Genomic DNA, 23,896 nt, shown 5'->3' with positions numbered 1-23,896 from the left:
AGCAACGACGATGGCCCGTATGAAATTCCTCTGCGACGCCGACCGTTGCATCGAGTGCAATGCCTGCGTCACCGCCTGCAAGAACGAGCATGAGGTGCCCTGGGGTATCAACCGGCGCCGCGTGGTCACCATAAATGATGGCAAGCCAGGCGAGCGTTCGATCTCGATGGCCTGTATGCACTGCACCGACGCGCCCTGCGCAGCCGTGTGCCCCGTGAACTGTTTCTACACCACCGCCGATGGCGTGGTGCTGCACTCCAAGGACCTCTGCATCGGCTGCGGCTATTGCTTCTACGCCTGTCCGTTCGGCGCGCCGCAATATCCCAAGGTCGGGAATTTCGGCTCACGCGGCAAGATGGACAAATGCACCTACTGCGCCGGCGGCCCCGAGGCCGATGGCAGCAAGGAGGAATACGAGAAGTACGGCGCGAACCGGCTGGCGGAGGGCAAGTTGCCGCTGTGTGCCGAAATGTGCTCGACGAAGTCATTGCTCGCCGGCGACGGGGAGATCATCGCCCAGATCTACAAGGAACGCGTGATGAAGCGCGGCTACGGCTCCGGCGCGTGGGGCTGGAAGACCGCGTATCGCGAGACGATCGAGTCCTGACGCGGACGACAGTCAAGGACGCGATACCGGGAGGCGCAGATGGCGTCATTTGGAAAACTCGTTCGCCTGGCATTTGGCGCATGCGCGCTGCTTCTGGTGATCATGGCGGCTCCAGCGAGCACCCAGCAGGTCAATCCGACCGCAAGCTCCGTCAAGGAGCAGCAGTTGCTGCAGGAGCTGAACCGAATCCAGGGCCGTGTCAGCATTCCGGATCAGAGATCGGGCGTGCTTGAGCAGCCACAGGGACGCGAATGGCGGGAGTTTCGCAATGTCACGCTGCGCTGGATCGGGGGCGTCGCGATTATCGGCATGCTGGCTTTGCTCGTGATCTTCTATCTCACCCGCGGCATGGTGCGGCTTGAAAGCGGGCGATCGGGCCGCACCATTGTGCGCTTCACGCTGTTTGAGCGCTTCGTGCATTGGATGACAGCGACCTGCTTCATCATCCTCGCCATCTCGGGTCTGAACATCACCTTCGGGCGGCCGTTGTTATTGCCGTTGATCGGTTTTGAAGCGTTCTCCGAATGGTCACAATGGGCGAAGTATGCCCACAACTATCTGAGTTTCCCGTTCACCGTCGGCGTCGTCCTGATCTTCCTGATGTGGATCGCGGGAAATCTCCCGAACAAGGTGGACGTCGCCTGGATCAAGCGGGGAGGGGGCATTGTCGGCCATGATCATCCACCGGCCTATCGCTTCAACGCCGGCCAGAAGATGATTTACTGGATCGTCGTAATCGGGGGCGGCCTCGTTGCAGCGACGGGATACGAGCTGATGTTCCCGTTCTACGTCAGCGGCATTGAAGGCATGCAGATGGCCCAGATCATCCACTCCGTGGTTGCCGTGCTATTCGTGGCCGCAATGATAGCGCATATCTACATCGGCACGATCGGGATGGAGGGGGCTTTCGAGGCCATGGGTTCGGGTGAGGTCGACCTCAACTGGGCACGCGAACATCATAGCCTCTGGCTCGACGAACAGAGTGGGCGAACCGGGCCGAACGATCAAAAGCCGCAACCAGTGACCGCTGCGGCGGAATGAGGGGGAGCGGCTGAAGAGGGCCGGTCAGGTGTGCTCTATTGCGTGCGCCCTCTGGCAAACAGAACGGACCGGTCCTCGATCTCCTGCTCGGCCAGCGTGCTCGCCTGGGCTGTCTGCAGCTCTTGAATGTTTGGCATGCCGCTCTGTGCAGAGTGAAGAAGTGCATGCGGTCTGAGCACGCTGGTCGCCGCACCGATGACGAGCAGGGCCGTGACGAGCGAAAGCATAAGGCGTTTCATTCGACATCTCCGTCCGGTGTTGTATCCGCCAAGACGGCGTAGGCTCTAATTGGTCCCGGTGATGTGAGCCGCCTCACATCCTTCGAGCCTTTTTTCCGGTTCCGACGGCTGAACGAAGGTCGGGCAGTCCATCGATGGTTTGCGCCGCCAAACAAGAAGTATGGACCGCGCACGTGTTCCGGAGCTTAGAAGGGCCGAAGGTCCAACAATGGAAGACAGCTGCGAGTTGCCGACCTATATCGCCATCTCATCTTGCCCTGTCACGACACCTGGAAGGTCGCGATCATGTCGGACGGGCAGCAAGATGCGAGGAGGTGATCGGAGCGATCGTGGGCCGGCTGCGCACCGAGTACGACTTGAAAAAGCTGAACCAGCGGCTTCACGCGTACTCAGGTCGTCCAGGACCTCGCCAAACTTCCGTATCACGGTTGCGTCTCCGAAGTGGCCCATCGCCGCATCCCCGCTGCGGCTGAAGGCGACCGCGCTGAGAGCTTTCGATGAAGCTCGGATCTGCAGCTTGACCGAGGCCGCCTTTTCGACGGGCGGTTTCGAAGTGCCTACTTGGTCAATTCGGGGGGACGGTCGCGCGGACGACGAACGGGCCGCGCGAGTAGCCGGCGGAAACCGAGGCTCGCAATCCTCGACCTGCGCCTCGAGGAGCCCGTTTGCGACAATGAGCGCCTTGACCGCCTCCCGGGTGTCTCGACCGCAGGCAGCGATGGCCTGGTCAGCGGCAGCCTCCAATTCGAACGGTGCCGATCGGGATGGCTCCCGATCCCGATTCACTAACCCAAGTCTACCTAAGTATGGTCACTTCATACCTGCGCGCGATGGCGCCGACCAAGCGCTAATGTTACCGATACATCCAGACTGAAAAGCAACGGAACCGGCCCTGCGAGCCGACAGTTGCGGGACGAGACCGGCGGCGTAGCGCCCGCCGGCTCTTCTCCCGATCTAGCGGTGCTTCGCCGCTCAACTGACGCTTACGGCCGTAGTTAGTGCAGAGAGTCCGCCATGAGAAACATCGCCGACCTCCTGATGCGGTTCAGACGGGGAAGCCAACGCGTGTCCAATACTCAGGTTGCAGCTATGGCTGAAAACCAAGATCGATCCAGCATGGCTGATTTTGTCCGGATCCTGCAGGCCTACGATCAAGCCCAGTAGGGCAGGGTTTGGTGCGAGCGCGTCAGTCCGTGATGCGGACGTCCGAGCAAACCAAAGCCAAGACCTCACACCACACCGCGTCCAGCTGTTTATGCCTAGCATGTCCGTTCAGGGTCAAACGGCGACAAGAGCAGAGGACTCTGATTTGCAGCTTCGGGCAAACTGCGGAAGTCACTCGGCTCCAGCCTTGGTTCAGTTCGGCGCTGATGTCAGTCAGCCCCAACGGTTCGGGCGCCGCATACAATGAAACGAGCGCGGGGATTCTGCTAGGCCCGGGCCGGGCCCAGCAACCGCCTGCTGAGACATCCAATGACTTCGCACCCTTGCATGGCCCCCGCGCCGCGCTGCCAGCAACATGAACCGCCTGCATGTCCTGTCCCTGCAGGGCACCCGCCGCATTGACAACGACATCAACGTCGGCAAGAGCGTCCTTCCATTTCGAAGCGTCGGTGGTCCGACCATATCGAGGGTGATGTGGTGCGTATCAGGTGCCGCCGGGTGGCGCGACACCAATACGCATTCGGGCCCTTCGGCGGACAGTCTGGCCTGGATTGCCGATCGAACAAGCCCCGTGCCACCAACGAGACGGATGCGCATTGACTGGTCCTTCGATCGGCGGCGGCGGCTTTCGCAAACTGTTGATCGAACAAGGTGCGGACGGCTAAAGCACGGCTGATGCAATCGTTCCTTGCGGCGGAACAGGTGAGTTGGCCGCAAGCAGCGCCTTATCGTTTGCAAGATCGCTTTTCGAGCGCACGACGATCGCCATCGACGTTGCGGCGTCACCGATATCGACGGCAGGTCATTCAAGGGCCAGATCCGGCATTACGGCTTCCACTTCAGGCCGCTTAGCCGAAGATCTCTTGAATCGGTGACATGTCGGCTTTCGGCGGCAAACCACAAGTAAGTTCAGCCTAGCATCTACCGCTGCTTTTGACTCCAAGCAGATGAAGTCTTGGGATGGGTGTACGACTGCCGAACCCGTCGAACTCGGCCAGGGACTTGCGGGAGCACAACCACATTCTTGGTGAGCTCTTAGCCAGTGTTTCTGACCGCCTCTGCCAGCATGGAGTAGAGCTGCTGCTTGCTGAATTCCTTGGGCGGCTGCCTCTGCACTGTGTTCCGCGACACCTTCCGTGCGACTGGACGGGCGCAGGCCGCCGACGAGGTCGGCCTCAGCTTCGGGCGCGGCCTTATCTTGGGCCTTGCTGTGGGCGGCTTGTGGCCGCGCTTCAAGCCCAGACGGGTCAGCATGCCGCAGACCGCGTTACGACTGCACCCGAGACGACGCGCAATCTGCGCCGCGCTCTGTCCTGCGGACCAGAGTCTGTTGAGGAGCGCTATGTCTTTCGCATCCCAGCCCATGAGAGATATTATAGCGCCGACTGCCGAACACGCCAGTCTAGTCTTCGTCCGGCTCGCGCACGACCGGCGGGTCGTCAGCGTCATCTTCCTCTTCGTCGTCCTCGTCGTCTTCATCGGGATCTCTTGGCGGCATCGCGGTGCCCATAAGCACAAGCGGTGTCCAGTAGATCGCGGTGGCGGAAAATGCTTCGAAGGTATGTTGCTTCATGTGGCTCTACTCCTCGAAAACACGCGTAGTCGCATATTCATGGCGGACGGCACGCGCGTCCAGGGCGCGACCGGTGCAAACGAGATGGGAACATCAAGTCGACGACAGGAGCAAAGGAGGCCAACCGCCGCGCAAATGGCGGCGTTTTCAGCTACTTTATGCCCGAGAATTCATTCGGCTCTATGTTCACCAAAACGTCGCCGGTGGTGATTTCGGGAACTCCAAGATCGAGGTCATGTAGACTTGCTTGAACAAACGCGAGTATCTTGGCGTTCGCTGCATTGGCGCTTTCGCGATCGTCAAATATCATCACGGCGATACCAACGCCGTCGCCCGCATCCAGCACATAGTAAGATCTGAATCCGTGCGATTGCCTTAGGATCTGGCCGACGCCGCTCTTGGCGCGGCGAGCGGCGTCCGCTACCGAACGAACCTTGGTGTACTTGCGAATGACCATGTACATAAGGCCACCACGCGCCACACGCCCCGACGCATCAAAGCATATCGGTCCCGGTCGGACTAGGGCCAACTTCCGAGGCCGGGCCACAGTGTCCGGCTAGGCGAACCGGGCAACGCGCCTTTTCCAATGAGTCCTCCTCGCCCTGCGCATCGGGCGAGGTGCTGAGGCTCAGGAGCCCTCGAACTTGAACGATACGTTGAGCTTGGCGCGATAGGCCTCGACCTTTCCCTTGTCATCGAGCTGCATATCCAGCTTGACGACCTCTGCAATGCGAAGATCTCGGAGAGATTTTGCAGCTTGCTCGACCGCATTCGCGGCGGCCTTCTCCCACGAGTCGTTGCTCGTACCGACCAGTTCAATGACCTTGTAGACGCTATCAGGCATGTCGTCCTCCTGTCCGGGATGAAGCAGGAAGCAGGTGCTCCCTGCCATTGTGAAATCTAGAAATCGGAAAAAGGCGCTCGTAGCCCTCAGCGGAAGTATGGATGTGCCCTCGTTTCGTCCGCGGCCTAATAGCACGCCCTGTTCCCGCGAGTTCCGATTTCGCGGACTGGCCAGCAGTAGTATGATGGAGGTCACTAAGCCAATTCTGAGGGAGGGAATCATGCCGAACCTGGCCTCCTCGACGAACTCCGACGTGAGAGCCGAAGTTACCGGAGCTTATGCCGCGTGGGATACGGCGTTCAACAAAGCTGACGCCAAAGGGGTCGCCACAGCGTACGTTTCAAACGCGAAAGTGTTACCACCAACGCATCAGGTTATATCGGGTCCGGAAGAAATCGAAAAATTCTTTGCTGGGCTGTTTTCAGGCGGATTCACTGATCACAAACTAACAATCATAGATGCGGGTGGAGACGAGAAGGTCGTCTACAGTACCGCAAAATGGACGGCCAACGGCAAGGGACCGGATGGGAGCCGCCAAAGTGCCGGCGGCATTGCCACCCATGTGTTCGAGCGTCAAGCGGATGGCTCACTGAAGCTGAGGTTACATACCTTCAACTGAACTCGCCGTCGTATCGCTTGGCGCCGCGCGAGGAGACGTCGCGTGGATATAGCCGAATGGCTTCGCAGTCTTGGGCTGGAGCGCTACACTCGCGCTTTCCAGGAAGCCGAAGTCACGCCTGATGTACTGCACGACCTGACTGAAGCCGATCTGCGAGAACTCGGCTTGCCGCTCGGGCCGCGCAAGACCGTATTGAAAGCGATTCAGGCGCGCATGTCATCGATCGCTTCCGTCGCCACTGATGCTGGTGAGCCAACTGAACGTACAAGGCCGTCACTGCCCTCAGAGGCGGACCGTCGGCAGCTTACGGTCATGTTCGTCGACTTGGTCGGTTCCACCGCGCTCGCCTCAGGGCGCGACCCCGAGGAGCTGAGTGACCTCATGCAGGCCTACCACAACGCCGTGGCGGGCGAGATCGCCCGGTTCGAAGGCCACATAGCCAAGCTCCTGGGCGACGGCGTTCTCGCGTATTTCGGTTGGCCGCGGGCGCATGAAGATGAGGCGGAGCGTGCCGTCCGCGCCGGGCTTCGAGTGACCAAGGCGGTCGCCTCCCTTACCGAGCCGGGCGGTGTAGCGCTTGCCGCGCGCGTCGGCATTGCAACCGGTCTCGTCGTGGTCGGCGAACTGATAGGCGAGGGAGAGGCTCGCGAGCGCGCCGTGATCGGCGAAACCCCGAACCTGGCTGCCCGACTGCAGAGTCTGGCCGAGCCCGGTGATGTGGTGATCGCCGAGTCAACGCGCCGCCTGCTGGCCGAAGCCTTCATTTACCAGGACCTCGGCACAGTGCCGCTCAAAGGTTTCCCGGAGCCGGTGCAGGCCTGGCTTGTCAGTGGTGAGGGCGCAGCCGAGAGTCGATTCGACGCCCAGCACGGCATGGCAACGACCGCGCTCGTCGGACGAGACCAAGAACTTGCATTGCTCCTGGAGCGCTGGGAGCACGCGAAAGAGCGAGAGGGACAGATTGTCCTGCTCGGCGGCGAAGCAGGCATTGGCAAGTCCCGGCTCGTGCGGGCGCTGCGCGACCACCTCGCAGGTGCGCCGCACACGCCACTGAGCCATTTCTGTTCTCCGTTCCATACCAGCACCGCCTTGTATCCTGTCATTGGGCTCCTTGAGCGGGCAGCAGGAATACGACGGGAGGATGCTCCCGAAGAACAGCTCGATAAACTCGAGGCCATGCTCGCTCTTGCCACAAACGACGTGCATGAGAGCGCGCCGGTTCTTGCGGACCTCCTGGCAATCCCGACGGGGGAGAGATACTCGCCACTCGCACTTAGCCCACACCAGAAGAAGGAGCGAACGTTCCAGGCTCTCCTGGAGCAGATACAAGGCCTGGCGGCAAGGCAGCCGCTGCTCGCCGTCTACGAGGATGTTCACTGGGCAGACCCTACCATGCTCGAACTCCTCGACCGGGCCGTTGACGAAGTGCAGCAACTCCCGATTCTGATCATCATCACCTTCCGGCCTGAGTTCGTTCCGCGCTGGGCAGGTCATGGGCACGTGACGGCGCTCTCTTTAAGCCGACTAGGCCGCAGGCAAGGGGCGACTGTCGTTGACCGGATCACTGGCGGCAAAATACTTCCACAAGAGGTGCTTGAGCAGATTCTGGCTAAAACTGATGGCGTGCCGCTGTTTGTCGAGGAACTCACCAAGGCCGTCCTCGAATCCGGGCTGCTCAAAGACCGGGGCGGCTACTATGAGTTGATTGGTCCTTTGCCGCCCCTAGCGATCCCGACGACGCTCCAGGACTCGTTGATGGCGCGCCTCGATCGATTGGCGCCGGTAAAGGAAGTCGCCCAGATCGCGGCATGCATTGGGCGCGAATTCGGACACGAGCTTCTAAGATCGGTAACGGCGCTCGACGAACACGCGCTGCAGCGTGCTCTCAATGATCTAATGACAGCGGAACTGATATTCCGCCGTGGAGCACCTCCGGATACGGGCTACAGCTTCAAACATGCGCTGGTCCAAGACATCGCGCATGAGAGCCTCTTAAAGAGCAAGCGGCAGCAGATCCATGCTCGCATCGCTGCAGCTCTCGAGGAACATTATCCTGCCCGTGCAGAAGCTGAGCCGGAGACGATCGCTTTGCACCTCACGCAGGGGGGACTGGCGGGAAAGGCGGTCGGCTATTGGCTGCGGGCGGGCCGGATTGCCGCGGGGCGTTCCGCCAATCTCGAGGCGATCGCTCATCTCACAAGAGGGCTGGATGCACTCAAGTCGAATCCAGAAGGGCCGGAGCGCGATCGCCAGGAACTCGCCCTGCAAACGGCGATCGGAGGTCCGCTGATTGCCATTCACGGATACACGGCGCCGCAGCTTGGCACGGCCTTCAGCAGGGCCCATGCGCTCTGCTATGAACTCGATGACACGGATGCCTTGTTCGCCACCCTTAGCGGCAAGTTTGTTTTCCACTTCGTGCGAGGCGACTTTGGTGCCATGCAGAGCCTTGTCGCCGAGGCCCAGCGCGCTGCCGAGCGCACCGGGGACACGGCGCTCAAACTAGCTACGCATCGTTTGGCGGCGCTCACCGCCATGCACGCCGGCGACTTTCTTACGGCGCGCTTAGAGCTCGAAGCGATCGTGAGGCGCTATCAGCCGGATACGCATCGGCCGCCACCTGTCCACTATGTACATGATCCGAAGGCCTCGGCGTTACCCTACCTGGCGATCGTGCTTTGGATACTTGGCTATTCCGAACAGGCGCAGAGGGCCAGCCGCGCGGCGTTTGAATACGCTGCGGAGTTAAATCAAACGAACCTTACGGCGCACGTGCAGGTCTATGGCGGAGCGGGGCCTGCGGAGCTGATGGGTGACGTGGCGGGTGTGCATGCGCACGCTGAAGCCATCATCGATCTCGCCGATCAGCACAGTTTGAATTATTGGCGCTTGAGCGGTCTCATCCTGCGGGGTTGGGCAATGGCCCAAGAAGGTGACGTGGAGGGCGGCTTGGCGCTCATGCGCCTCAGTCTGAACGAGAGGGCCAGGCTCGGAGCCAGTTGGTACCAGGTCCGGTACTTGTGGATGCTCGCGGCGATGCACCACCAGTTAGGTGACGACGAAAACGGGCTGGCCACCCTGGCCGAAGCGAAGGCCATTGCTGCGCGCAACGAAGAACATATGTGGGAGGCGGAGCTTGCATGCATGGAGGGCGAACTGCATCGCACTCGTGGTGCTCCAACTGAGGAGGTCGAGAACTACTTGCAAGCTGCGCTCAAGATTGCTCAAAGCCAAAGCGCGAAATCCTTTGAATTACGTGCGGCCATGAGTCTGGCTCGGCTTTGGCGCGACCAGGGCAGGAAGGCCGACGCGAGAGGCCTCCTTGGTCCCGTCTACGGCTGGTTTACGGAAGGGTTGGAAACATCAGACCTTCGTTCTGCCAAAGCACTCTTGGAGGAAATCGCTGAAGTTTAACGTCACGTGTTCAGCGGTGCACCATTCGCATGGTCCGGGGCTTCCGGTGGACCGAAGCTTCTGCTGAGGCTCGCGCAATCTGGAAAACTAAATTGGTTGTTGGTGGGCACCCGGGCCCGCACTCGCGATCGTACTGGCAAGACCCAAGAGGGTGCGGCAGCGCGAGAAGCGGCAAAAAGAGCAGCTGCTGGGCAAGGGCTTTAACGAGGCAGAGCGCGTCTTCAGATCGATGCAACAAGATCACTTGGATGCGCTGATGGTATCTGATGAAAGCCGAGCATTTCACCAATCGTGCGATGATTGCCGAACTGGCGGCTGAAGCCCAAATTCCCACAATGTATGCTTATGGGGACTTCGTCCAAGTTGGCGGACTGATGGCTTATTCGATTGACCTACCGGACACCCTTTCGCCGCCTCGCCAATATCATCGATAAGGTTCGTGAAGGTACGAATCCGGGTGCTATTCCGTTTTACCGGCGCCGAGGCATGTGTGCTTGCACGCTCGTCAACGCGATCCCCGGCCTGAGTTGCATGGCGCCGAGTGGTGCGTTCTACCTCTATGTCAATTGCGGTGGCTTGATCGGCAAGGCCACGCCCGACGGCAAACGGCTCGACGCCGACGGCGACGTGGTTTTGTATTTCTCGACAGCGCCGGCGTCGCGTTGGTTGCCGGAACGGCCTATGGACTTTCGCCCTACTTCAGGTCTTCGATCGCCACCGATATTGAAACATTGACCGACGGCGTCGCGCGCATCGCGCGGGCCGTGTTCGATTTGCGCTAATACTCCACACAGGATTCGAAGCCATGCAGACGTCCGGTCTCACGAAGAATGCTTCCGCACCGCAGATATCGGCCGACATCATTACTGCGCTTCGCGGCATCCCCGTGGCGCTCTTGAGCGACAATATGCAGCGGAACAGCGGCTCCGTCGGGCTCGCGCCCTACCACAAGCCCGCCCCGCTCGGCGGAACGGCGGTCACAGTGCTCACTCGAGGGGGAGACAACCTCGCAATCCTGCGCGCCTTCGAATTTTGCCGGCCGGGCGATGTCATGGTGATCGACGCGGGTGGCGACATCACGAATGCAGTGATCGGCGGTATTCTATCCTTTTACGGGGCAACGATAGGTCTTGCTGGGATGGTGATCGATGGAGCTATCCGCGACGTGGCGGAAATCCGGGAGCGGACGTTTCCGATCTATGCACGCGGCGTCAATCACCGCGGCCCCTACAAGGATGGTCCTGGCGCGATCAATGTGCCGGTCACGGTCGGTGGGATGGTCGTGCGGCCAGGTGATCTGCTCGTTGGCGATCAGGATGGCCTGCTCGCATTCGCGCCCGATGCGGCTCGCTCGTTGATCGCGAATGCCGAGACTCAGCGTGCCCGTGAAGAAGCCACGATGCAGCCCATGCGTGGCGGCCGGTGGGATCGTTCGTTCATCGACGCATTGGAAGCGCGGTGCGCGAACTGAAGCGCCAAAGCGGAGGAAGCAGGGACCTACCGGGACGGCTTGCTGAGCAAGGAAGCCCCGGATCGAGCATGCCATGGTGAATGATCGCGTTCTCCGAATATCCCCACGTGTAAAGTACCGGGCGGGCGATTGTCGATCTTGACGGCAAGCAGCCGTCCGTTGATGCCGACCGGCATGATCGCGTCGACGAACAGGACATCAAATCCCGCCGCCCGATCCATCAATCCAAGCGCTTCGGGGCCACGATTGGATCTGGTTGGCCCTCGGTTGCTGTAGTTCGCTCAAACTGGCCCATGATGGACTGGAGCGAGAGAGGATGATCGTACCGGTAGTCATCCGCGCAGAGGATTGAATTGCTGGTCGGCATCGTGAGGTCCTCCCCAGGCGACGCGGGAGAGGTTTGTGCCCGTTAGGATCGCGGCGGCGCCGGCCGGCGTGTCGCGCCCTTGGGTTCCCGAGATGACCAGAGCGGCGTGTCCCGTTGCGCAATGCAGCTTACATGGGGACGTCAATTGCCGCGCATCTGTGTCGACGAGTCTGGATTTGTACGGGGTTCGCCAGCATGGGCGGGCCGGTGCTCACGAAGCTGGGGCATGAAAGCAACAGTCCACAACACGTTGCACTAGCGCCCCAGTGTTAATTTGCGCGATCGGGACGATTCAGGCCTGCTCTCTGCAACGAACCTAGTAGCTGTGGGGGATGACAATGACTGTCACGCGTGCGATTGGCGCTGCTGCCTTGTTTCTGATGACGCTGAGCTCTGAAGCCTATGCTGCGCGCCAGCACAGACCGGGAGAGCGGATTTCTTGCTCAGAGGTCAAATACTACGTTGCTAAGTATTCGGCGGCCCTGGCTGAGATGTATGCCCGTAACCACGGGGCGACCGGCGCCCAGATCGAGCGGGCGCGGCGTTGCTTGGCCTCGAATGAGGCTGCTGAAACAGGGCAACGCCGGTCCTATAGCGAATGAGCATGACGCAGCCTTCGTGTGGCCGGGGATATCCTCCAAGGTCAGGGCTGCGGTCGCAGCTGACGATCGAAGTTAGCTGATTGCCTTGCACGGGCAGATAGGCGTTCCGACTAGTGGCGACGCGAGCGCGCGATTGCACTCCCGCACGCGAGGCCGCTCCGCAGTCATGTCCTCCTTCACCGCTCATCGCATGCTAGTTCCCAATCATCGGTGTGGGGGCATATCCTCTTATCGCTCCGATTCGGTGCCAAAGGCTGTCGCAGCAATTGCACGCTCGACCTCGGAAGCCAAGACGCTCAGATGATCGGCAAGCCTCGCGAACAACTCTCGCTTTTTCAGGTCGGTGGCCAGATCGCTGATCGATTTGCAGTCGGCTGCGTCTTTGAGGAGGTTCTCGAGCTGCTCCTGCATGTCTCTCATCGTCTGTGTGCCCCAGAGGCACCCTCTGCTTCATTCAGTTGAATTGATTGAGGCGTACTTGAGCTCCCGTCGATCCATCTCCGAACGTAGCGGTTCAGCAGGTGCGCAGATTGTCACCAACAACGCGGGAGCGTCCGCCATTCGCGCGATCAGCCAACACTTGTCGCCGCACGCTTTCCCAAAGAGACAATAAGGTCTGATCTTTCGTCTGAAAAGTTCATCCACAGACCCCCAGTACATGGCGCGCCGATAGTACCGCGTACCTCATGAGCGGGATTGTTCGGTCGCGGACATTGCCGTGGAGAAGCCAGGCGCCCGTTGCACATTGGCCACATCGTCCATGTCCGGGATAACGGGCTATCACGCCGAAAGGCGCGATGGTTTGCGGCATCCCCCGTTTCAGTTACGGCGTCGGCAGAACCAAAGCGCGAGATCGGGCTGCATTCATAGAGAAGATCCCCTCGATTTCGAGACGCATGGTATCGTGGCATTCGCACGCCACCGCTGCGAGCCGCGATGGGTCAATTTCGATTTCTCCTCGCCGTTCAGATCTGATCGCTCCGGAAGCGCGCAGGTTGCGCATCAGGAGCGTCACTGTCGTTCGTCGCACACCCAGTATTTGCGAAAGCGCCTCTTGGGTGAGTGCGAGGACGTCGTGGTCGGCGCGGTCGCGAAGATGGAGCAGCCAGCGTGCCATGCGGGCTTGGGCCGGATGCAGAGCATTGCAGGCGCCGCCGATTTGTAGCTGTATCAGCATCGCTTTGAAATGAATCTGGACTGCGTGGCGGATCGCGGGGCTTCGGCTAAAAGCGGCGTGGAATCGCGATGCGGGGATCCGCGAGGCAATGCCCGCGGCACGAACGACGGCGGTAACGGCCGAAGGGGACGGCCCCAGCACGGAAAGAGTGCCTACTGCTCCCTCGCGCCCTATTGCGGCGCTGGCGACCGTCTGTCCGTTGGCCATGTCGATCATCACAGAAATGGCGCCACTATGAGGAAAGAGGACGTGCTCGGTCTGGTCACCCGCCTGCGAGACGACCGCATCCCGATCGAGCACTACCACCTCTAGCTCGGGCGCCAGCAGATCGAGGTCCGCCGCGGGTAGTGTTGCCAGAAGTCGGTTACCAATTTCGCCGGGAAGCGTCACTGCAGTTTACCTCGAACGATCCGCCGCATCGCATTTTGAGCGTCATAGGGCGGCCAACTCGAACTTTGTTTGAATCCGCCTACGCCTCGCGCCCCGAAGTTCAATTCAGCTGCGGAAGCTCTCAATCTCAAAAGAAAAAACTCCAACTACGCGCGCCTCGGAGGCGAATTGTTGTGTCTCAGGATGATTGAGGAGTTAGGTCCCAGCGCCCCGCTGTACAATTGCGAAATGCGCATGGGTAATACCATAGGGAGTTCCGCTTTCCGGGACGCGGCAAACGCCGCGGCGATCTCGGAAGTGTGGGGCTCGGCTTGACCTAGAAGCTCGACAGCTACGTGATGAAGCCCGGTCATTTCCGCCAGGACAAACGAGACAGTCTGCTTAGGAAGGCCCGGCAGAACGAAATCACGTCTCAGATAACCGAGTGGCTGACCTTGCCAAGATGGCAGCCACCGAAATAGGGCGCCTCCGTTGGCGGCACGAGTGGCGGCTCAAACGAGCATCCACATCGTAAACGCGGCGCAGAGGCAGATCGTGCCCACGATAGTCATTCCGGCAAAGAAGTGCTCGGTTCGATCCATGTCGATCATCTTCCAGATCGATCCACGCCCATGAACTTTTAAGCTGCACGCTGGCTCCTGCTTGCGCGCGTCGTAATCTGTCGGAGCTTACGTCCCATTAGATGGTGTGAGCGCACTGCGAACTGGCATTCCAGAAAATTCGATCTGCGGGAAACCAACTGAACCAGCTGTTGTTAACCGCGATCTGCAAGCCGGCACTGAGCAAGCTCTTGACCCTGAGTACGGCACCGCTCGTTGCGTGTGTCGGGCTCTTAGTGTCCACGTTGCAATAACTGACAGCCCTCGGAGGCTTGCGCAATAGCGGTCGTGTTGATCAATTGCCATCGGTCGTCGAGCAGGTTCGTAGTCCAATGCGGCGAGACAAAGTAAGGATCAAACGTCGGGGCGATGAAAAGCTAACCATAATCGAAGAAGGATCGCTCAAAAGTTCAATGCTGCTGGTGCGAACCTTATTGCATGCCTGCGCAGAGCGCAGGCGGACGACGCTCTGGCGCTGACATTCGACATTGCACTCAGCTAGCGGCAAAAGTCAGACTATTGCGCTGTCATAAAACCAGTCAAACACCGGGCTTGTCATTTCAATCTGCGAGACTTTAACTCTGACACTCAGAAATAACAGGTTTGTGAAGAACAAGCCGAAGGGGGTCCGCAGTGGAGAAGGTGCGACGCTTACGCGCGATGGGTTCGCTGTGTCGTCAACAAGCCGCGTACAATGGCATGAATAAATGGAAGCTCCTCGCGGAAGCAGAATACTGGGAGCACTTGGCTGAGCTTGAGCTGTCGTCCCATTTCCAAGAATGCAACGCCGCTTGTGCAAATGAAAGAACAGAGCCTCAAGCACGCACAGGGGCGAATGACTACTCGCGCCGGGAGACGATTGCCCCCGAAGCAACGGCGACCACGAATGACGCGCAGTGTGCGCTTATGCTCCTATGAGCAAGATCCTCGTCGCGGCAATCGAAATGTGGGTTGGTCCAGCGCGCCAGTGTCGGCGACCTTACTCTTCTGGCCTATATGTCGCGATTTTGCGCGCGCCTTCCCAAAGCTCGACGTCTTGGCGGTTAACGAGCTGCTTGGCTCGTTCGCTCGCTGTTGGTTCGTCGGCGCAATCAAGTTCAAGGCGAAGCTGTATGTGGCCGTCCGATCCAAGAATGTAGGCTCGATACTCCGGCATGAGTTTGCTCCAAAACATTAGTTCCGAAGCTGAAACCGGAGAAAGTTAAATAACATCAAGAAGCTGTCCAGTTAATTAGGACGATACTCCCATCCGTTCCCGACGGATCACTGCTCTGGACATACTCAAGACTGCCACCGCCGCTGAGGAGGTACCCGCTCGGATTCACGCAACCCGGAACATTAGCTGCATTCGTTACACGTCGTGAGCGACTGATTTAATCTGCTTAACTTATTTAAATTCTGATAAGTGGCCGAAATAATATGGCGCCGCGCCTGTCCGAACGTCCATGACGTGGATGTCATGCCCACGACAGAAGATGACGATCGACGTGAATTTTTGAAGACCTGCGGTAGATTTGCGGGCGTAACGCCGCCCGCCATGACCTTGCTTCTATCGACCTCACTCAACCTTGCTTCTATCGACCTCACTCACTTCTAAAGCCATCGCTGCGTCTGGGCAAAAGGTGTGAACGGAGGTGGGGCAGAGCACCATCACCATGAGCACCACCACGAACGCCATCATCATGACCGGGACGACGATTAGTTGATGAGGGAAGAGGCCCGCCTCAGGCACTCCGGGCCTCTGCCTTGTAAGCACATGGCCTACTCACCGTGTCGTGAGTTGGGTCGCTGTCGGCGCTCTACACATCTCGGTCGGGTTAATCGAGACGGTCTCTCGCCCATGGGCGCGACCTGCGCCGATAGTGCCACAACCAGCATCAACGTCGCTAGGGGCACCATTCCGGCGCATCGTGCTCGCGCGTCGAGAGCGTCGTCGATCGTGGCGACGTGCAGCGTGTTCAGACTGCGGCCATCGGGCAGCGGGACGGGATCAGCAAACACCCCGCTGTCAGTCTCGATTGCTCATCATGCTTGGCGCTACTGCAGTTTCTGGTTGTTGGCTACTTCTCGCGCCAAACTAAGCTCAAGCTCAGTGAGCTTTTCGATCAGGTGCTCCACGATCTCCGCGCAGTCCGAATGCGTCAGCGAATGCACTCCGCGCGATGTCAGTTGGTTCTGGAGGATAGTCGCCATCATGGCTTGAACGCTCATGGACCGGCCTCGTCTGAAAAATCGGATTGTCACAAAATCAATCTGAAGTAGACGTTGAATATGGAGTAAGCGATGTTCTCAGGCCACGCGCCAGCGTTTTTGGGTAGCGAGATAGGCCCAGGGTAGCAATTCGTCGATCTGGCTGTTCGGGTGATCGTTGACGATGCGGGTGATGACGTCGGCGAGATAGGCGTGGGGTTCGACGCTGATGAGCTTGCAGGTTTCGATCAGTGAGGCGATGACGGCCCAGTGTTCGCCGCCGCCGTCCGAGCCAGCGAACAGGGCGTTCTTGCGGTTGAGCGCGATTGGGCGGATAGCGCGCTCGACGACGTTGGAATCGATCTCGATGCGGCCGTCGGCAATGAAGCGCGTCAGCCCGTCCCAACGCGACAGCGCATATCGGATAGCCTCCGCGAGTTTGGTCTTCTGGCTAATCAGACTGAGCTTGGCGCGCAGCCAGGGTTCGAACTCGTCGGCGATCGGCCGGCTCTTCTCTTGGCGGACGGCGCGACGCTCGTCGGCGGTGCGGCCGCGGATCTGGGCTTCGATGACGTAGAGCCCGGCGATACGTTCGAGCGCCTCGCTGGCGATCGGTGCGGGACCGGCCGCGGCGAGTTCGTAGAAGCGCCGGCGCACATGGGACCAGCAGAACGCCAGTTCTACGTCACCGCGCTCGGCCAGGACCCGATAGCCGGCATAGCCGTCGACCTGGAGGATGCCGGCAAAACCCGCGAGGTGGACGATCGGCCGTTCGGCCTTGCGATCGGGAGCGTAGACATAGGCGACGGCGGGCGGGTCCGTGCCGCCCCAGGGCCGGTCGTCGCGGGCATAGGCCCAGAGCTGGCCGGTCTTGGTGCGGCCGCGTCCGGGATCGAGCACCGGGGCGGTGGTCTCGTCGGCAAACAGTTTTGTCGACTGCTTCAGCCTCGCGAGCAGTCGCTCATGCACCGGCCGCAACAGGAAGGCTGCCCGCCCGACCCAATCGGCCAGGGTCGAGCGATCCAGCTCGAGGCCCTGGCGGGCGTAAATTTGAGCCTGCCGATACAGCGGCAGATGGTCGGCATATTTGGCGACGAGTACCTGCGCTACGGTGGCTTCGGTCGGTAGCCCGCCCTCGATCAGCCGCGCTGGCGCCGGTGCCTGCACCATGGTCTCGCAGGCCCGGCAGGCATACTTCGGCCGCCTTACGACCAGGACCCGGAACTGGGCCGGGACGATATCCAATCGTTCGCTCACATCCTCGCCGATCCGGTGCAGCGCCTGCTGACAGCAAGGGCAGGCGTGATCGTCGAGGTCGATCAGCATCTCGACCCGCGGCAGATGCGCCGGCAGCGCTCCTCTGTTCCTGCGGCGCCGTGCGGCTCGGCTCGATCGCTCGGCAGCATTGGCTGCATCGGTTGCGGCATCACTGCTCGCCTCGACCTGCTCGACCTCCTCCAGGCCGAGCAGCAACTGGTCCTCCGGCAGCGTCTCGGCCCGGCGGCCGAAGCGATGACGCTGCAACTCCTTGATGATCTGCTCGAGCCGCGCGGCGCGCGCCCGTTCGGCCAGCAGCATCGCCTTGAGCGTGCCGGGATCGTCCGGAAGCGTGTCGGCCGTCGTCGCCATGATGCGATTACACCATGCGTCGCGGCATCCCGCGAGCGCGACATGCATACTGATTCACTGTGCCGCAGTTCAACTCGCCTGGATCGGCGACGGTGTCTCGCGCGCGGCGTGGACGCGCTTCCAGTCCAGTCCTTCGAGCAAGGCTGACAGCTGCGCCGCGGTCAGGCGAATGACGCCGTCCTGCACGTTGGGCCAGCAGAACGAACCGGTCTCAAGCCGCTTGGCGAACAGGCACACACCCGTGCCGTCCCAATAGATCAGCTTCACCCGGTCGGCGCGCTTGGCGCGGAACACATACACGGCGCCGGAGAACGGATCGGCCTGGATGCTCTCACGCACCAGGGCCGCGAGCCCTTCGGCACCCTTGCGGAAGTCGACCGGCCTGGTCGCCACCATCACCCGCACCGCGCCCGTCGGACCGATCACGTGCAGGTCTTCAGCGCATGGATCACGGCCGCAACCGTCGCGGCATCCGCGCCGCGGCCGACCCGGACGGCGACGCCGTTGATCTCGATCTCGATGATGCCGCTGTTCTCCGCCCCCTCGGGCGTCTTCCGAAGTCGTCGGCGCTGCCGCGGTGAGCGCTCCGGCGGCGTGCACGATGGGCTAACGACAGCGGGCACGAACGTCTGCGGCTCGGATCCCACAGGGATCGCAACCGGCTGTCGCATTTGCCGGCGCCACGTAAACAGCTGTTGCGGCGACAATCCGTGCCGCCGCGCGACCTCCGATACCACGGTTCCCGGGGCCAGCGTCTCCTCGACGAACCGCGCCTTGTCGTCGGCCGAGAACTGCCGCCGTCGGCCGCTCTCCGTGATGACCTCGACCCGACGAACCGAGGTCCTGGGCTCAAGCATATGGTCAAGCTTAGACACAAGCCGATCTCCAATCAGAGATCGATCATTCCTCGTTCGACGCCTTCAATGGAAGGTGGGACCGAAACAGCGCTTACAATATGGACGACATGCAACGGCAAGAAGTTTGGTTCAACCCTTCGTGCAAGTACGGGCGGTGCTCGCGCTATGTTGCGTTGCGAAGCACGAGCCGTTGCAACGCCAAAGCGGCGCTTCGCTCCGAATTCCGGACTTACGAAACAATTCGTTAGCTTTTATTTGGCTAGCTAGGTGCGTGCCGATTTACCGCCGATTGCGGCACATGGAATGGGAATACCGGCCCCGGCTGTTCCTCCCAACCTGCGGCCGGGGCCGTTTGAACTTGCACTGCATCGTTCAACCCGGTCCACGACGATGTTTAGAGGCATTGCCATCACGCTTTTTGGGCTGACCATTCTTTCGCAGCTCGATCAGACGCTCTTTTATGGTCGAAATACTGAAGCCGCGCTCAGGCTTGTGCGGGACATTAGTCGTGGTTTCGGCCTGTAGGTCAGCTGTGGTGCGCTCCTTCGGGCGGGGCATGCGCGAGCTTCCTCGACGGCTACTTCTTCAACAATACCCCTATCGTTCGCGCCATTCGCCTCACTGATCCTGCATGACGGCCCAGCTCGGCTGCAATCTTCGTTACGCCAGCGCCCGTCCGTGCCAGCTTCGACAATTGCTGGACCTCGCGGTCGGTCCATTGTTTTGGCTTCGGTGTTTTCATGGTGCGGTGCTCACCCGCACCACTTAACCAGCGCGCCTCGTTTCGAACACTTGGGAAATTTACGGGTGGGTCCGTGGGCTGCGATCGAGGTTCACCGAAAAATAGTCGACCACTTCCGTAGCCTGGGCGCCTTGGCTGAAACCCCGCTGTTCTTCGAAATCGACGGAAGGACCAAATGGATGAACTGCTGGCGGCGTACAATGACATCACCGCTTCCGGATTGGGCCCCCCAGCCGCAATATGCAATGCGATGCGGCGAAGGCGGAGCAGCGTTCGCTGGTGGAGCCATGCGCAAAGTTCCGTTGTGCACGCCGATCGAGCCGGCTTGACCTCTTCCGCATCAGCCGCGCGTTCGCTGAGAGGGCGGCTTAAACTCCACGACCTCGTGCTGGTCGCACGGATTAGCTCGCTCATTTTTCTTGACGATTAGCTCAAGCTCGAGAGCCTCGAAGGCGAGTTCATCCGCCAAGCGCTTAAACAGCTCGCGCTTTTCTATGTCCGTCGCCTGCTGACTCATCAGCATAAGCTCTCTGGCGTCAGCGCGGACCTTTTCCAAACGTCGTCGGAGGTCCTTCATGTGTGCCGGCTTAGCTTTTAAACTTATCCTTGGCCCGAACAAATCAGTTTGCTTGTTCGGATCCACCCGGAGTCAACTGCCGAAACTCGATACTGGTTCTATGCGGACCGCCAAATTCGCCGCTCATCGTGCTGCGATATTTGGCCATGCTCCATGACCCAGCCCCTGTTCAGGATTGCGGGCTGAGGACGGCCGTCTTGGCCGATGAGCCATCCCTGTCCGGCTCTCGCCGGATGATGCATAGAACTAGCATACCTGAAGGGGCATGAATGTTCGAAAGCGCACAGACGCGAGTGTTGCGCCGGACTAGGCTGCGATCGATCTGGACGCTCGCAAAGCGCTCGGGGCCCAACGGCGCCGGGGGATGCGAAATGTGCCGGCTGCGCTGAAGCGGCTCCGTCCGCGAACGCAGTGTTGCCGGTTGCGTGCCGGGTATGAGGCAGGAGTAAGCTCGGCAGATTCTAGATCCAACGATGGTCGTTCCTCGTGCGTACTTTTCTTCTCATTGTGGGAATATGGCTACTGGTGAACGTTCTGTTCGTTGTAGTTGTCCTGCCCTCGCGCAGACCGGCACCTACTCGGCGAGCAGGAACTCCATCTCCGGTGACGATTAACACAACGGCCGGTCGCTTGGACGATCACGACCCACCACTCCTGCAGCGCGCAATGAGGCCGGTTGCAATCAGGGTTCTTTTCATCGTGCTCATCTTTCCAGTCCTTCGAGCGTGGAATGCGGTTAGGCGGCACTTCAGCGGGCACGACAACCAGACACGGCCATCGCGTGCTTGAGATTCTCGTCGATGTCCTCACTGCGTCCTCACTGCGCCGCGGGCCCCCCGAGCGATTCAGCGAGACCATCAGCCCAGCGCTCTCGCTATGGCCATGCCTCGAAGCATGGTTATGACCCGCGTTTGAACGATGATGTGAGAAGCTCAGAGCCCAGGGGGGAACAGCCGGCGCCAGCATTTCCATCCCAAAATGCCGCAACGCGCGCTCAACTTGTCTGCCGCTTTTCGGCTGAAGCCCGATCGATTAGGAAATCGTCCAATTTTCGGCCGCCTCGAAGCTGCGGCCGCAGCCATCGAGGCAGCCTGCCGCGACCCGACCATGTCTCCGCCGGGTTCTTCGGATTGCGATATTTGGGACGAACGGGCGGGTATGGACGGCGCTCGCGATTGAACCGCGTGGCCTCGTTGGCCAGTCCAATCCTGTGGAGCCGTTCCTCCAAATGTGCTTTTTGCACCAACATTTTCTGAGTGAGTTTGGCGGCGACCTCTTGGTGAAATATCCAGAGCTCGTCAACGGAGAGCGAATTGAAATGCGCGGTGTTCATGGCTCCATCCCTAATCTTGGGCAGAAGGCCCAGGCAGACAAGTCGGGAATCCGGGAGCAGACAAGCCCTCAGTGAAATATTGATCGTGCAATCCACATTTAATACGAGAGGTAGCAGGGAGAAAGGCGCGACAGTGGTAATATCGTGGCGGAGTATTTAAATCGCCGCGCGGGGTAGCCACGTCTCGTGACCTCCACAAACTCACCCTTGGCCAGTTGCGCTTTCGTGCTCGGGGACGAGCGCAAAGATGGCGATCGACCGGACGGCGGCGCGGACGGCTCGATGAATCGCGCTGCCTCGTGACCGGCATATTAATCAGGTAGCCAAGAGTACAATTAATTAATTCATCGCGCCGCCCGATTTAAGCCGCATGGGAGCCGGTTGTCGCCGCTAAGGTTCGAGCGGGGGTGGGGCGCACCCGGGAGCTTTCGATGTCCGGCCATTTGCGATTGTACTTCGCCAGTTTGGTGCTTGTCGGAGGTTTATCGGCGGCGCCTGCGTCTGCCAACCCTCTTGCCGACTTCTTCAATACTGCTACGCCCCAACCCACGGTAACCTCTCCGCCGCAAGCCGAATGCGTGCCGCGTCCCGGTCCCTCGACCACTGGTGGACAGCATTGGGTCTACCGAATGGACGGTCGCCGCAAATGCTGGTTCCTGGCCGAGGGCATCGCGACGGTGAAGAAGCCCATTCGGGCTCGCATGGCCAAAGACCGCAGCGCCAGTTTGGACGAGAACGGGACGAGGTGGAGCGCGGTCGTTGATGCGCGCGCGGAGGTGCTGCGCTCCGCACCGCCCGAGCAATCTCAGCCGCCTGTACCCGAAATGAAGGTAGCTGATGCCGCTTCCAATCTCGGCACGGGGTCGGCGGCCCCCATTGTCGATCTTCCCAACCAGATCACCTCCGAACACTCCGTGCCGGGCCAAGTCGACGTTGGGCAGCTTCTCGCCGACGCACCTCAAGATATGCCGCTGGGCGCGCGCACTGCAGAGGCGCACGGCGAAGCGCGCAGCTGGACGGCCTGGTTCGGTGTACTGCTGATGACGCTTGGTGGCCTCTCGCTCTTGAGCTCGAGCCGCACGCTTCGGCATGCGTGGAGATTACGTTAGCTTAGATGCGAGGTACATCCGCCGCGCAATCAATGGATTCCACGAGCCGGTATAGCCGAACTGCCACACGTACAAAGATTCCGTGCGCCACGCCTAGTTTGGCACCGGCTTAGACGGACATTCGAGTACGATGACGGTCGCCTTTGGGATCGGACTGCATTATGCGATACAAGGTGTTCGTGGTGGACGGCAGCCGGCAAGTGATCTGCGCTGCAAAGCTCGACTGCATTGATGAGCAGGCGGCGAGACGCCGAGCCGAGCAAATGCATGACGAGCACGACGTTGAGCTTTGGCAAGGCGATCGACTCGTTGCTGTGTTCCGAAGTGCAACGTCGAATGAAGGTCGGAGTTAACGCGCGATCCTGAATAGACGGCCGGTCTCGCCGCCGAGTTAGTTCGAGCATTGTGAGGCACCCCGGCCTGGCTGGTTGCCGACATGTCGCAGCGACGTCGTCACCGAGGCTCGCTACTGCGGGATGAAGGCGCCAGTCCTCTTTCAAAATAGTGGCAGATGCGAGGAACGCGGGCAATCCGTCCATCGACTCGCGCGAGTGAGCCAACGCGGGTCAGCCTTCGGTCCCGGCGGTCTCTAAACGGCTCTTGCTCTGCCGCTCGCTTTGGTACGCCGCCTTCTGCCGATTGTTCTTGCTTCTACATGTCGGAGCTTGCTTCGAAGCTTCTCCACCTCTCTAAGCTCCTCCAGAAGCGCCTGGTGCCGTTCGTTCAGAACAGCACTCGAAAAAATCTGACGCGTACTCGACATCACATGCCTCAGAAAATGACTTGAAGTAAGAAGTCGACGAAAGCGAAAGAAAGAACACTCGACCGAAGCTCAATGAGCTAAAGCCACAGCCGCCAGATGCTCCCAGTACTCTGCCTCTGCAAGCAGTTTCCAGCTTCTCTCAGGTTGGAGTGCGGCAGTCTGTCGGCAAAGCAGCGCCATTGCACGCAGGCGGCGGGCAGCTTCCATTTCAACCTCCCATGTTTTCCCCCAACATATTTTTCAATTTTACGATGGAGTCATCATGATTATATGAGATAATCAAATTTCTCATTTAATGGCGATCAATTTGGTTCCATTTGTAAGCCGACCGGGAACTGCTTTCGGTTTAAGCTTCACATGGATTTCGAATGCTTGCTCGCCGACCCCCGTTGCGCGGTAAAGCGAACGAGACTACACGGGACGGTGATCTTCCCCCAAAAAAGTGGACATGGATCAAGCCGATTTTAGCTCCATCTCGACCGGGCTGATATAGGCGATGGCCGAGTGTCTTCGGGTCTGATTGTAGAAGCCTTCGACGTAAGCGAAGATGTCGCGCTCGGCTTCATTGCGGGTCTCATATTGACGGTGA

The 23,896-nt window shown here is 60.0% G+C and carries 24 protein-coding genes; 9 read left to right on the top strand and 15 right to left on the bottom strand.

Annotation, left to right across the window (positions count from 1 at the left end):
- Positions 1-10 precede the first annotated feature (10 nt).
- Together fdh3B and ABIB80_RS27335 are read left to right on the top strand one after the other, a co-directional pair.
- Entirely contained in the window at positions 11-607 is a 597-nt protein-coding gene (gene fdh3B / locus ABIB80_RS27340; RefSeq protein WP_007592757.1) for a formate dehydrogenase FDH3 subunit beta, read from the top strand.
- A 39-nt stretch (positions 608-646) separates the two neighbouring features.
- Positions 647-1,648: a formate dehydrogenase subunit gamma gene (locus tag ABIB80_RS27335; RefSeq protein ID WP_007592756.1), complete on the top strand. Its 1,002-nt coding sequence runs from the start codon at positions 647-649 to the stop codon at positions 1,646-1,648.
- A gap of 35 nt (positions 1,649-1,683) precedes the next feature.
- Here the strand turns inward: ABIB80_RS27335 and ABIB80_RS27330 are convergent, their stop codons facing one another.
- The gene (locus ABIB80_RS27330) at positions 1,684-1,887 is read right to left on the bottom strand and encodes a hypothetical protein (protein WP_007592755.1); all 204 of its coding nucleotides are present in this window, start codon (positions 1,885-1,887) and stop codon (positions 1,684-1,686) included.
- A 1,014-nt stretch (positions 1,888-2,901) separates the two neighbouring features.
- Between ABIB80_RS27330 and ABIB80_RS27325 the strand changes: the two genes are divergently transcribed.
- A complete protein-coding gene (locus tag ABIB80_RS27325; RefSeq protein WP_198288232.1) occupies positions 2,902-3,051 on the top strand; it encodes a hypothetical protein in 150 nt (49 codons plus the stop codon).
- 1,035 nt (positions 3,052-4,086) lie between these two features.
- On the opposite strand, the gene ABIB80_RS27320 is transcribed toward ABIB80_RS27325, so the two are convergent.
- The 4 genes from ABIB80_RS27320 to ABIB80_RS27305 form a co-directional block, all read right to left on the bottom strand.
- Complete coding sequence (locus ABIB80_RS27320; RefSeq protein WP_007592751.1) at positions 4,087-4,416, bottom strand: GcrA family cell cycle regulator; 330 nt, start codon at positions 4,414-4,416, stop codon at positions 4,087-4,089.
- Positions 4,417-4,453: 37 nt separating this feature from the next.
- The gene (locus tag ABIB80_RS27315; RefSeq protein WP_354128779.1) at positions 4,454-4,624 is read right to left on the bottom strand and encodes a hypothetical protein; all 171 of its coding nucleotides are present in this window, start codon (positions 4,622-4,624) and stop codon (positions 4,454-4,456) included.
- Positions 4,625-4,775: 151 nt separating this feature from the next.
- Positions 4,776-5,087: a hypothetical protein gene (locus ABIB80_RS27310; protein ID WP_219680055.1), complete on the bottom strand. Its 312-nt coding sequence runs from the start codon at positions 5,085-5,087 to the stop codon at positions 4,776-4,778.
- Between the two features lie 165 nt (positions 5,088-5,252).
- Positions 5,253-5,468 carry a dodecin family protein gene (locus ABIB80_RS27305; protein WP_035994976.1) on the bottom strand — a complete coding sequence of 72 codons (216 nt, stop codon included), beginning with the start codon at positions 5,466-5,468 and terminating at the stop codon, positions 5,253-5,255.
- A 220-nt stretch (positions 5,469-5,688) separates the two neighbouring features.
- Here ABIB80_RS27305 and ABIB80_RS27300 point away from each other — a divergent pair, with 220 nt between their 5' ends.
- The 5 genes from ABIB80_RS27300 to ABIB80_RS27280 all read left to right on the top strand — a co-directional run bounded on the left by ABIB80_RS27300 (position 5,689) and on the right by ABIB80_RS27280 (position 11,941).
- Entirely contained in the window at positions 5,689-6,087 is a 399-nt protein-coding gene (locus tag ABIB80_RS27300) for a YybH family protein (RefSeq protein WP_246648595.1), read from the top strand.
- Positions 6,088-6,129: 42 nt separating this feature from the next.
- On the top strand, positions 6,130-9,501 hold the full coding sequence (locus ABIB80_RS27295) for an adenylate/guanylate cyclase domain-containing protein (protein WP_354128778.1): 3,372 nt from the start codon (positions 6,130-6,132) through the stop codon (positions 9,499-9,501).
- A 387-nt stretch (positions 9,502-9,888) separates the two neighbouring features.
- Positions 9,889-10,236, top strand: coding sequence for a hypothetical protein (locus ABIB80_RS27290; RefSeq protein WP_354128777.1), 348 nt, complete (start codon positions 9,889-9,891; stop codon positions 10,234-10,236).
- A gap of 70 nt (positions 10,237-10,306) precedes the next feature.
- Complete coding sequence (locus ABIB80_RS27285; RefSeq protein ID WP_354128776.1) at positions 10,307-10,972, top strand: RraA family protein; 666 nt, start codon at positions 10,307-10,309, stop codon at positions 10,970-10,972.
- Positions 10,973-11,677: 705 nt separating this feature from the next.
- Entirely contained in the window at positions 11,678-11,941 is a 264-nt protein-coding gene (locus tag ABIB80_RS27280; RefSeq protein ID WP_007592736.1) for a hypothetical protein, read from the top strand.
- A 228-nt stretch (positions 11,942-12,169) separates the two neighbouring features.
- On the opposite strand, the gene ABIB80_RS27275 is transcribed toward ABIB80_RS27280, so the two are convergent.
- The 9 genes from ABIB80_RS27275 to ABIB80_RS27235 form a co-directional block, all read right to left on the bottom strand.
- Positions 12,170-12,352: a hypothetical protein gene (locus ABIB80_RS27275; protein ID WP_354128775.1), complete on the bottom strand. Its 183-nt coding sequence runs from the start codon at positions 12,350-12,352 to the stop codon at positions 12,170-12,172.
- Between the two features lie 412 nt (positions 12,353-12,764).
- A complete protein-coding gene (locus ABIB80_RS27270; RefSeq protein WP_354128774.1) occupies positions 12,765-13,508 on the bottom strand; it encodes a Crp/Fnr family transcriptional regulator in 744 nt (247 codons plus the stop codon).
- 2,636 nt (positions 13,509-16,144) lie between these two features.
- The gene (locus ABIB80_RS27265; protein ID WP_007592727.1) at positions 16,145-16,318 is read right to left on the bottom strand and encodes a hypothetical protein; all 174 of its coding nucleotides are present in this window, start codon (positions 16,316-16,318) and stop codon (positions 16,145-16,147) included.
- 78 nt (positions 16,319-16,396) lie between these two features.
- A complete protein-coding gene (gene tnpC / locus ABIB80_RS27260; protein WP_354128773.1) occupies positions 16,397-17,926 on the bottom strand; it encodes an IS66 family transposase in 1,530 nt (509 codons plus the stop codon).
- A 69-nt stretch (positions 17,927-17,995) separates the two neighbouring features.
- Entirely contained in the window at positions 17,996-18,352 is a 357-nt protein-coding gene (gene tnpB / locus ABIB80_RS27255) for an IS66 family insertion sequence element accessory protein TnpB (protein WP_007606730.1), read from the bottom strand.
- A complete protein-coding gene (tnpA, locus tag ABIB80_RS27250; protein WP_354128772.1) occupies positions 18,349-18,801 on the bottom strand; it encodes an IS66-like element accessory protein TnpA in 453 nt (150 codons plus the stop codon). The genes tnpB and tnpA overlap by 4 nt, the downstream gene beginning before the upstream one ends.
- A gap of 354 nt (positions 18,802-19,155) precedes the next feature.
- The gene (locus tag ABIB80_RS27245; RefSeq protein ID WP_354128771.1) at positions 19,156-19,341 is read right to left on the bottom strand and encodes a hypothetical protein; all 186 of its coding nucleotides are present in this window, start codon (positions 19,339-19,341) and stop codon (positions 19,156-19,158) included.
- A gap of 524 nt (positions 19,342-19,865) precedes the next feature.
- A complete protein-coding gene (locus tag ABIB80_RS27240) occupies positions 19,866-20,048 on the bottom strand; it encodes a hypothetical protein (protein WP_245333112.1) in 183 nt (60 codons plus the stop codon).
- A 1,048-nt stretch (positions 20,049-21,096) separates the two neighbouring features.
- Positions 21,097-21,435 carry an H-NS histone family protein gene (locus tag ABIB80_RS27235; protein WP_085357172.1) on the bottom strand — a complete coding sequence of 113 codons (339 nt, stop codon included), beginning with the start codon at positions 21,433-21,435 and terminating at the stop codon, positions 21,097-21,099.
- Between the two features lie 629 nt (positions 21,436-22,064).
- Between ABIB80_RS27235 and ABIB80_RS27230 the strand changes: the two genes are divergently transcribed.
- Positions 22,065-22,544, top strand: a complete 480-nt coding sequence (locus ABIB80_RS27230; RefSeq protein WP_240543874.1) for a hypothetical protein — start codon at positions 22,065-22,067, stop codon at positions 22,542-22,544.
- A gap of 1,216 nt (positions 22,545-23,760) precedes the next feature.
- Here ABIB80_RS27230 and ABIB80_RS27225 read toward each other — a convergent pair.
- Positions 23,761-23,896 (bottom strand): IS3 family transposase (locus tag ABIB80_RS27225; protein ID WP_354128838.1); only part of this gene is annotated, 136 nt, incomplete at its 5' end.

Origin of the sequence: Bradyrhizobium sp. i1.15.2 (genome assembly GCF_040548425.1) — a bacterium.
Classification (GTDB): Bacteria; Pseudomonadota; Alphaproteobacteria; order Rhizobiales; family Xanthobacteraceae; genus Bradyrhizobium; species Bradyrhizobium canariense.
This window is presented reverse-complemented; position numbering and strand designations above follow the sequence as displayed.

Coding starts and splice junctions, on each gene's coding strand:
- ABIB80_RS27325 (WP_198288232.1), top strand. CDS start 2,902: ATGAGAAACATCGCCGACCTCCTGATGCGGTTCAGACGGGGAAGCCAA.
- fdh3B (WP_007592757.1), top strand. CDS start 11: ATGGCCCGTATGAAATTCCTCTGCGACGCCGACCGTTGCATCGAGTGC.
- ABIB80_RS27310 (WP_219680055.1), bottom strand. CDS start 5,087: ATGTACATGGTCATTCGCAAGTACACCAAGGTTCGTTCGGTAGCGGAC.
- ABIB80_RS27265 (WP_007592727.1), bottom strand. CDS start 16,318: ATGAGCGTTCAAGCCATGATGGCGACTATCCTCCAGAACCAACTGACA.
- ABIB80_RS27320 (WP_007592751.1), bottom strand. CDS start 4,416: ATGGGCTGGGATGCGAAAGACATAGCGCTCCTCAACAGACTCTGGTCC.
- ABIB80_RS27235 (WP_085357172.1), bottom strand. CDS start 21,435: ATGAACACCGCGCATTTCAATTCGCTCTCCGTTGACGAGCTCTGGATA.
- ABIB80_RS27330 (WP_007592755.1), bottom strand. CDS start 1,887: ATGAAACGCCTTATGCTTTCGCTCGTCACGGCCCTGCTCGTCATCGGT.
- tnpC (WP_354128773.1), bottom strand. CDS start 17,926: ATGGCGACGACGGCCGACACGCTTCCGGACGATCCCGGCACGCTCAAG.
- ABIB80_RS27305 (WP_035994976.1), bottom strand. CDS start 5,468: ATGCCTGATAGCGTCTACAAGGTCATTGAACTGGTCGGTACGAGCAAC.
- ABIB80_RS27315 (WP_354128779.1), bottom strand. CDS start 4,624: ATGAAGCAACATACCTTCGAAGCATTTTCCGCCACCGCGATCTACTGG.
- ABIB80_RS27230 (WP_240543874.1), top strand. CDS start 22,065: ATGGACGGTCGCCGCAAATGCTGGTTCCTGGCCGAGGGCATCGCGACG.
- ABIB80_RS27275 (WP_354128775.1), bottom strand. CDS start 12,352: ATGCAGGAGCAGCTCGAGAACCTCCTCAAAGACGCAGCCGACTGCAAA.
- ABIB80_RS27240 (WP_245333112.1), bottom strand. CDS start 20,048: ATGCTGATGAGTCAGCAGGCGACGGACATAGAAAAGCGCGAGCTGTTT.
- ABIB80_RS27335 (WP_007592756.1), top strand. CDS start 647: ATGGCGTCATTTGGAAAACTCGTTCGCCTGGCATTTGGCGCATGCGCG.
- ABIB80_RS27280 (WP_007592736.1), top strand. CDS start 11,678: ATGACTGTCACGCGTGCGATTGGCGCTGCTGCCTTGTTTCTGATGACG.
- ABIB80_RS27245 (WP_354128771.1), bottom strand. CDS start 19,341: ATGCCCCGCCCGAAGGAGCGCACCACAGCTGACCTACAGGCCGAAACC.
- ABIB80_RS27300 (WP_246648595.1), top strand. CDS start 5,689: ATGCCGAACCTGGCCTCCTCGACGAACTCCGACGTGAGAGCCGAAGTT.
- ABIB80_RS27285 (WP_354128776.1), top strand. CDS start 10,307: ATGCAGACGTCCGGTCTCACGAAGAATGCTTCCGCACCGCAGATATCG.